Annotated in this window: 2 protein-coding genes; both read left to right on the top strand. The window is 71.7% G+C overall.

The genetic code is table 11. From position 1 onward, the window contains the following. The first annotated feature begins 59 nt into the window (after positions 1 to 59). On the top strand, positions 60 to 494 hold the full coding sequence (locus ACIBAI_RS28965; protein WP_399038800.1) for a hypothetical protein: 435 nt from the start codon (positions 60 to 62) through the stop codon (positions 492 to 494). Next, on the top strand, positions 491 to 1,027 hold a 537-nt coding region (locus ACIBAI_RS28960), incomplete at its 3' end, for a tetrahydrofolate dehydrogenase/cyclohydrolase catalytic domain-containing protein (RefSeq protein WP_399038798.1). The genes ACIBAI_RS28965 and ACIBAI_RS28960, both read left to right, overlap by 4 nt.

Here is a 1,027-nt window from a genome sequence, read left to right as displayed (position 1 = left end):
GCTGATCTCGGCGCTCCGCACCAAGTGACGCCCCGGACCGACCGATCCCGGAGGAATACATGTCCCTTCCCCAGCTCACCCGGCTGCTGCGCTGGGAGCACCCGCTGCGCGGCGAGGCGCTCACCCTGCTGCGCGCCGCCTACGAGCCGGACACCAAGCAGGCCGCCGTGGTCGTCTCCCAGCTCGCCGACCAGCCCGGCATCACCTACGACTTCTCCCGCGTGGCCAACGCCGCCTGGCCCCTGCTGCGGGCGGAGCTGAGTCCCGGCATCCAGTCCATCGTCTGGGTCGCGCACTTCGGGGACTTCTCCCAGCACGACCCCGGCGGCCCGGAGACGTTCACCGTGATCTCCCTGAAGGTCACCGAGAGCGGCTACGAGGACGACGACGACAGCGACCGCACGATCACCGCCGACGAGGTCACCCGCCTGTTCGGCGGACAGCCCCTCGCCCCGGTACCTGACGTGCTGGCGAAGCTGGAGCCGTCGACGTGACGGAACTCGTCTCCGGCCGGGATGTGCTGCGCCAGGCCCGTGAGCTGTACGCGCACTACCGGCCGGCCGTCGAACCGACCGGGATGAAGGTGGCGGTCATCCGCTTCACCCCGGCGGCCGACGACCCGCCGGACTGGCGCATCCGCCTGGAGGCCTCCCGGATCTCCGCCGAACAGAAGATCAGGAGCTTCGAGCACCTCGGGTTCCAGGCGGACCATGTCGTGCTGCCGCCCGGCGTCGGCCGCGGCGACTTCCGCAGGGTCCTGGAGAGCTACAACGACGACCCCGCCACCCGCGCGGTCATCGTGCAGTTCCCGCCCCCGAGCAACCTGGCCCCCCTGGTGGACCACATGGACCCCGCCAAGGACATCGACGCCCTGCTCAAGGACCGCTCCCCCTACCGGGCCTGCGCCACCGCCGAGGGCATCTACCGGGTCGCCGAACCGTACGCGCAGGACGGGCCGGCCATCGCCGTGGTGGGCGCCCGCGGATTCGTCGGCCAGGGCGTGGTCGGCCTGCTCCGGCAGAACGGC

It is taken from the genome of Streptomyces sp. NPDC051041 (assembly GCF_044456065.1).
In the GTDB taxonomy this organism is placed as follows: Bacteria; Actinomycetota; Actinomycetes; order Streptomycetales; family Streptomycetaceae; genus Streptomyces; species Streptomyces glaucus.
The sequence above is the reverse complement of the archived record's forward strand: the minus strand, read 5'-3'. Positions and strand labels throughout refer to the sequence as shown.

Bases quoted from the DNA above. Each gene is read 5' to 3' on its own strand.
- ACIBAI_RS28965 (WP_399038800.1), top strand. From the start codon at position 60: ATGTCCCTTCCCCAGCTCACCCGGCTGCTGCGCTGGGAGCACCCGCTG.